Origin of the sequence: Streptomyces hygroscopicus subsp. hygroscopicus, assembly GCF_001553455.1 — a bacterium.
Taxonomy (GTDB): Bacteria; Actinomycetota; Actinomycetes; order Streptomycetales; family Streptomycetaceae; genus Streptomyces; species Streptomyces hygroscopicus.
On record NZ_BBOX01000273.1, the window covers coordinates 33513 to 40051 of the forward strand.

7 protein-coding genes are annotated in these 6539 nt (G+C 73.4%); 6 read left to right on the plus strand and 1 reads right to left on the minus strand.

Features of this window, described 5'->3' with window-relative positions; translation table 11 throughout:
• Positions 1-161: 161 nt before the first annotated feature.
• From AXW62_RS26170 to AXW62_RS26185, 4 genes are all read left to right on the plus strand, one after another.
• The gene (locus AXW62_RS26170; protein WP_159060962.1) at positions 162-947 is read left to right on the plus strand and encodes a phytanoyl-CoA dioxygenase family protein; all 786 of its coding nucleotides are present in this window, start codon (positions 162-164) and stop codon (positions 945-947) included.
• 104 nt (positions 948-1051) lie between these two features.
• The gene (locus AXW62_RS26175) at positions 1052-1648 is read left to right on the plus strand and encodes an SIS domain-containing protein (protein WP_063817660.1); all 597 of its coding nucleotides are present in this window, start codon (positions 1052-1054) and stop codon (positions 1646-1648) included.
• Positions 1649-1745: 97 nt separating this feature from the next.
• Positions 1746-2765, plus strand: a complete 1020-nt coding sequence (locus tag AXW62_RS26180) for a zinc-dependent alcohol dehydrogenase (protein ID WP_060946674.1) — start codon at positions 1746-1748, stop codon at positions 2763-2765.
• A 3-nt stretch (positions 2766-2768) separates the two neighbouring features.
• Positions 2769-3632, plus strand: coding sequence for a galactose-1-phosphate uridylyltransferase (locus AXW62_RS26185; protein WP_079106096.1), 864 nt, complete (start codon positions 2769-2771; stop codon positions 3630-3632).
• 44 nt (positions 3633-3676) lie between these two features.
• Here AXW62_RS26185 and AXW62_RS26190 read toward each other — a convergent pair whose 3' ends face one another.
• On the minus strand, positions 3677-4813 hold the full coding sequence (locus AXW62_RS26190; protein ID WP_060946676.1) for a glycosyltransferase family 4 protein: 1137 nt from the start codon (positions 4811-4813) through the stop codon (positions 3677-3679).
• A 135-nt stretch (positions 4814-4948) separates the two neighbouring features.
• On the opposite strand from AXW62_RS26190, the gene AXW62_RS26195 reads away from it, so the two are divergent.
• Positions 4949-5497 carry a D-glycero-alpha-D-manno-heptose-1,7-bisphosphate 7-phosphatase gene (locus AXW62_RS26195; RefSeq protein ID WP_060946677.1) on the plus strand — a complete coding sequence of 183 codons (549 nt, stop codon included), beginning with the start codon at positions 4949-4951 and terminating at the stop codon, positions 5495-5497.
• Positions 5494-6459, plus strand: a complete 966-nt coding sequence (galE, locus tag AXW62_RS26200) for a UDP-glucose 4-epimerase GalE (RefSeq protein ID WP_214516876.1) — start codon at positions 5494-5496, stop codon at positions 6457-6459. Before AXW62_RS26195 ends, galE begins: the two co-directional genes overlap by 4 nt.
• Positions 6460-6539 lie beyond the last annotated feature (80 nt).

The following is a 6539-nucleotide window of genomic DNA, read 5'->3' on the forward strand; positions in this document are numbered from 1 at the left end:
CGTGCGGCCCTGCACTGCCGGTCCGCCGCGTCCGCCGCCGCCTTCCCGCCGGGCCGCCCGGCGGCCTCCCGCCGTCGCGCCTTGTCCCTGTGCTTCGTCCGCCGATCCGATCCCCCCCGCCTCGCCGGGCCGTCCGGCCGGGGCCCGACGCCTTCCGAGAGGTGACTGACGTGCCCGCGCTCACCCGTGAGCAGCTGTACATCTTCGACACCACAGGGTTCCTGGTGATTCCCGGGGTCTTCGGCTCCGGAGAGGTCGAGTCCTTCCGCTCCGAGCTGGAGCGGCTGGACACCGTGGACCCCGGCTTCCCGCGTACCCGCCGCTATCCGGATCTGCCGGCCGCCAGCCCGGTCTTCGCGCGACTGGCCCTGGACGACCGGCTGCTGGCCCCCGTGCGGGACGTGGTCAACCAGCCGCTGCGGCTGCTGGAAGGGTACGGGCTGCGCCGTACCAAGGACAGCGTGCTCTATCTGCACGGCGGCAACTCGGAGCTGCTCGACCTCGGTGACCGGCAGGTGGGCCGGGATCTGTCGATCACTCACACGTACCACGACGGCAAGCTCTACTGCCCCTACGTCAAGGCCCTCGTCTACCTCAGCGACATCCAGTCACCGGAAGACGGCTCCTTCTGCTACGTGCAGGGCTCGCACAAGGCCAACTTCCCGCTGCTGCGGGAGCGGGCCGAGCGGGGGGAGAATACCTCCCTGGTGGACTCCGGATTCCCCACCCTCAGCGATGTGTTCGTCCGCTCCGGGGACGTCCTGCTGCTCAACGAGGCGCTGATGCACGGCACCCGGCGGAAGCTGACCGAGGGAGACCGGCTGCTGACCGCCTTCGGCTACGGTCCCACCTTCTTCACCGAATGGCGCGAACTGGACGCAGAGACGGCGGATCTGAGGGGCGCGGGCTACGTCGACCACGACGTGGAGGAGGACTTCGTCCTCTGAGTCCGCTCCGGCCGTACGCCGTCCGCCCCTCGCCCCCTCATCCCCCCGGCTCACGCCCGGGTCCTCCATCCCGACGCCCGCCTCCCGACTCAGGGAACACACCGATGACACAGGATTTCTTAGCCCCCGCCGTCCGCCCCGGACGGGACGTGTGGGACGAGTACCTCGCCACCGCGGGACCGCTGCTCGGCTCGATGGGCGCCCAGGTGCGGTCGCTTGTCACCGAACTCGACGCGGTGCGCCACGAGGGCTCGACCGTCTACCTGGCCGGCAACGGCGGCAGCGCGTCCGCCGCCTCGCACCTGGCCCAGGACCTGCTGAAGGGCGCCTACGACGGCGGCCGGCCGCTGCGGTCGGTCGCCCTCACCGACAACCTCTCCATGCTCACGGCGTACGCCAACGACTGCGGCTACGACCGGGTGTTCGTGGAGCCTCTGGCACATCTGGCCGCCCCCGCAGACCGGTTGCTGGTGATCAGTTGCTCCGGCACCAGTGCCAATGTGGTCGCCGCCGCCGAGTGGGCCCGCGAGGCGGGGCTGCGGGTCATCGCCGTCACGGCGGGTGACGGAGGGAGGCTGCGCGAGCTCGCCGACGTGGAGGTCAACGCGCCGACCAAGGACGTGGGGCTGGCGGAGGCGATGCACAGCCTCGTCTTCCATTTCGTCACCCAGTGCCTGCGGGACGGCACGGGCGAGCGGTGAACCGGCCGGACCGCGAAGGGACAGGAAGGGACGCCCCTGGGTGTCCCGATCTCACGAACGACCCGGGTCAGCCCACGAGGAAAGGCAGGCAAGCCCCATGCGCGCTGCGGTACTGAACGGACCGCGGGACATCACCGTGACCGAAGTGCCCGGCCCCCGGCTGCCCGAGGGCTGGGCGCTGGTCCGGGTCGCCTACAACTCGATCTGCGGCAGCGATGTCTCGCTCTACAACAACGCCTGGCACGGCACCGCCTTCCCGGCCGTGCCAGGCCACGAGTGGAGCGGTGTGGTCGAGCAGGCGCCGCCCGGCCAGGTGGCGCCGGGCGACCGGGTGGTGGCCGATCTCACGCTGAGTTGCGGGCAGTGCCGCTGGTGCCGGCGCTCCCAGCCGGTGATGTGCCCGGGGCTGCGCGAGTTCGGCTTCACCGACCCGGGCGGCTGCGCCGATTACGTCGCGGTCCCGGCCGCCAATCTGGTGCGGCTGCCGCCGGACACCGACCTGCTGGCCGCCACCCAGGCGGAGCCGCTCGCGGTGTCCCTGCACGCGCTCTCCCGGGTGCGTCTCGCGCCCGGGGAGACCGTGGCGGTGCTGGGCTGCGGCGGGATCGGGCTGACCCTGCTCCAGGCCGCCCAGGTGGCCGGGGCGCAGGTGGTGCTGGCGGTGGACCCGCTGCCCGGGCGGGCCAGGACGGCCGGGCTGCTCGGGGCCGGTGCCGCGCTCAACACTCCCGAGGAGGTGGCCGGCTGGATCGCGGACGCCGGGCCGGACGGGCTGCCGGATGTCGTACTGGAGGCGAGCGGCGAGCCGGAGGCGATCCGCGCGGCCACCGAACTGGTCGTCCCGGGCGGGCGGGTGGCCCTGGTCGGCTACCGGGTGGGACGGCAGGTGGAGCTGGAGTCGGCCCGCTGGCCGCTGAAGCTCATGGAGACGGTCGGGACGATGGGGCCGGGCCGTTTCATGGGCGCGGCCGCCGCGCTGGTCGCCCGGGGTGCCCTCCGCACCGATCTGGTCGTCACCGACGTACTGGACCTGACGGCGGCGGACGAGGCGTTCCGACTGGCCGGCGCGCCGGGGACTGACACGATCCGGGTCGCGGTGCGGGCGGACGGGGCCTAGCCGGTGGAGACGGCCCGTACACGGGTGGACCCGCTGACGGGGGCGCGGGTGGTGGTGGCCGGGCACCGGCAGCGGCGCCCCCGCACCCGGTCCGAGGACTGCCCGTTCTGCCCCGGCGGTCTGGAGGCGCCCGAGCCCTACCGGGTGCGGCGCTTCCCCAACCGGTGGCCGGCCCTGGGCGAGGGGCGGTGCGAGGTGCTGTTGTACTCGCCGGATCACCGCGCCTCCTGGGCGACCATGGACCAGGCGCAGGCGGAGCGGGTGGTGGAGCTGTGGCGGGAGTGTGCCCGGGAGCTCGGGGCCCGTCCGGACGTCGGCTATGTGCTGCTCTTCGAGAACCGGGGGGCGGACGCGGGGGCGACCGTGGACCATCCGCACGGTCAGGCGTTCGGGCTCGCGGAGCCGCCGCCGACCGCGATGGCGCAGCTGGGCCGGGACGGCGGGGACTGCCCGCTGTGTGTGCCGCCGGCCGCGGGCCTGGTGGTGGCGCGGGCCGGCGGCTGGACCGCCTGGGTGCCGGAGGCGCCACTCTACCCGTACGCCCTCCGGCTGGCCCCGGTCCGCCATCTGCCGGACCTCGGGGCGTGCGGGCCGGCCGACCGGCGCTCGCTGGCCTCGCTGCTGGTCTCGGTGGCGGGCCGGGTGGAGCGTTTCTTCGGCGGCCCGGCCCCGTACTTCCTCTGGGCGCACCAGCGCCCGGTGGACGGCGTGGACTGGCCGTCGGCCCATCTGTATCTGGAGATCAACGTGGTGTGGCGGGCGCCGGGAGTCCCGCGCTATGTCGCCGCCGGGGAACTGGGCAGCGGCATCTTCTTCACTCCGCAGGAGCCCGAGGTCACCGCGCGCCGGCTGCGGGAGGCGGAGTGAGCGCCCCGCGCCCGGGCCGGCAGGGTCCGGGCGCGGGCGCCCGGTCAGGCGGCCAGTTCCTGAAACTGGTCGACCAGCAGGGCGATCGGGTCCGGCGGCATCTGCCGGCGGACCGCCTCGGCCGCCCGCCGGCCGATCGCCGGCCATTCGGCGCGCCGCTGCCAGGCCCGCTCCAGGGCCTGGTCCAGGCAGGCGGCGACCGGCCCGGCGGCGACGAACCCGGTCTCCCCATCGGTGAGCAGTTCGGCGTTGCCCGCCACGTCGCTCACGACGACCGGTCGGCCGCAGAGCATCGCCTCGATGATCACGGTGGGCAGTCCCTCGGCGCGGGAGCAGAGCACCAGGGCGTGATGGGTCCGCCAGACGTCCTCGATGTCCTTGGCGTACCCGGCGAACTCCACGTTCCGCAGGTCCAGCCGGTCCCGCAGGGCGCGGAGCACCTGCTCGTACTCGCCCGCGCCGTAGAGCGAGAGGGTGACGGGGCGCGACCGCCACTTCGGCATCGCCAGCACGTCGAAGAGCACGTCGTGGCCCTTGCTGTTGGGATCGAGCCGGGCCAGGCAGGCGAGCCGCACCGGGGTGTCGTCGGCCGGCCAGGGCGGCGCGGCGGTGTAGTCGACCTTGAAGTGGCAGCGCACCACCCGGGCGTTGGGCAGGGCCTCGCCCACCTGGCGCTCGGTCAGCTCGCGGTTGCGTTCGGAGACGAAGAAGGAGGCGCGGGCACCGTGGTAGCCGGCGGCCAGCCGCCGCGCCACGTCGTCGGTGCACCACTCGTACTCCGAGGCGGAGTTGGCGTAGGCGACGTAGGGGTAGCCGCGCCGGGCGCACTCCTCCAGCCAGCCGAGTCCCTCGTAGTTGTCGCCCTGGGACACCACCACGAAGTCCGGCCGTACCTGTTCCAGGGTGCTGGTCCGGCGCTCGGACCAGGGCAGTTCGGCGACCGGCCGGGCGTCGAACGGCGGCAGGTCCCAGCGCCGGTGGACGACGCAGCCGGCCCGTTCCAGGGCGGCGAGTTCGCCGGGCATCTCCTCCCAGCCCTTGACGCTGGCGTGGACTTCCGCGCCCCGCCGCAGCCACTCGGCGGCGGCGAGGGACCAGTTGGTCTCACTGGGGCCCCAGGGCGCCGACTCATTGGCGGATACGAACAGCACGCGCGGACGCGCGGATGCGGTGTCGCTCATGTGCGTGACCACCTCGGGAAAATGCGGCCGAACTGCCGCGACCAATTCCGGGACGGCATTCGAAAACACCCGCCGAATACCCGGAGATACAGCATCGAAGGTAACAGTAGATCGGTTCACGAGGAAGTACGGAGAATGCCGAACACACGAGGGGGAAAAAGTCCGGCCACATTCTTCCTGGACCGGGACGGAACAGTGAACGCCGCCCCGCCGCCAGGTCTTTATCTGACGCGTCCCGAGGAATTACGGCTGTTGCCGGGCGCGGCGGAGGCGGTACGGACGCTGAACCGGCGCGGCCACCGGGTGGTGGTGGTGACCAACCAGCGGGGGGTGGCGCGGGGCCTGGTGACTTGGGTGGAACTGGCCGCGGTCGAGCGAAGGCTGGCCGAATTGCTCGGGGCACAGGGCGCGCACTGGGACGGTTACTACGTCTGTCCGCACGCGGAGAACTCCTGCCGGTGCCGCAAGCCGCGTCCGGGGCTGCTGGAGGCTGCCGCCCGGGACATCCCGCGGCTCTCCCTGGCGGACGCGGTGATGATCGGCGACAGCGAGACGGACGTGGGAGCCGGCCGCGCGGCCGGATGCCGCACGGTGCGGCTGGCCCCGCCGGGCACGCCGTCGGCGGCGGACCGGGTGGTGGCGGATCTTCGGTCCGCCGTACGGATACTGACGGAGGGAGAGTGACCATGCGGCTCCTGGTGACGGGCGGCGCGGGGTACATCGGCAGTGTGGTGGCGCGGCGGCTGCTGGACGAGGGCCACCGGGTGGTGGTCGTGGACGATCTGTCCAGCGGCTTCGCCGACGCCGTGCCGGAGGGCGCGCAGTTCGTGCGCGGTGACATGGCGGTGGCGGCACGGATCCTGGCCGGTCCCGACCGCTTCGACGGGGTGGTGCATCTGGCGGCGCGTTCGCTGATCGACGACTCGGTGCGCCGGCCGGAGCGCTACTGGCGCGGCAACACCCAGCAGTCGCTCGTGCTCCTGGACGGTATGCTGGCCGCCGGGGTGGGCCGGATCGTCTTCTCCTCCACGGCGGCGACGTACGGGCAGCCGGAGCGGGTGCCGATCCCGGAGGACGCCCCGACGCGGCCCACCAATCCGTACGGCGCCTCCAAGCTGGCGGTGGACGTGGCGCTGGCCGACTACGCGCGGGCGCACGGTCTCGCCGCGGTGAGCCTGCGCTACTTCAACGTCGCCGGGGCGGTCGGCCGCCACGGGGAGCGCCACGAGCCGGAGACCCATCTCCTGCCGCTCGCCCTGGCCGCGGCGCTGGGCCGGGGGCCGGAGCTGCGGCTGAACGGCGACGACTATCCGACCCGGGACGGCACCTGCGTACGGGACTTCATCCATGTCGCGGACGTCGCGGACGCGCATCTGGCGGCGCTGAGCGGGGCGGTGAGCGGCACGCACCGGATCTACAACCTGGGCAACGGCCGGGGGTTCACCGTGCTGGAGGTGCTGGAGGCGGTGGCCCGGGTCACCGGGCGCCGGGTGCCGTTCCGCCGGGCGGAGCGCCGGCCGGGAGATCCGGCGACGCTGGTGGCCTCCGCCGAGCGGATCCTTGCCGAGCTGGGATGGAAGCCCGGCCGACCCACCCTGGAGGAGATGATCGAGGATGCCAGGGCCTTTCACGCCCGCCGCTGCTGAGCGTCCGCCGCCGGGCCCGCACCGCCGTCGGCCGGCCCGCTCCGGGCTCGCAGCAGCGGGCTTCGGCGCGGGCCCGGGGC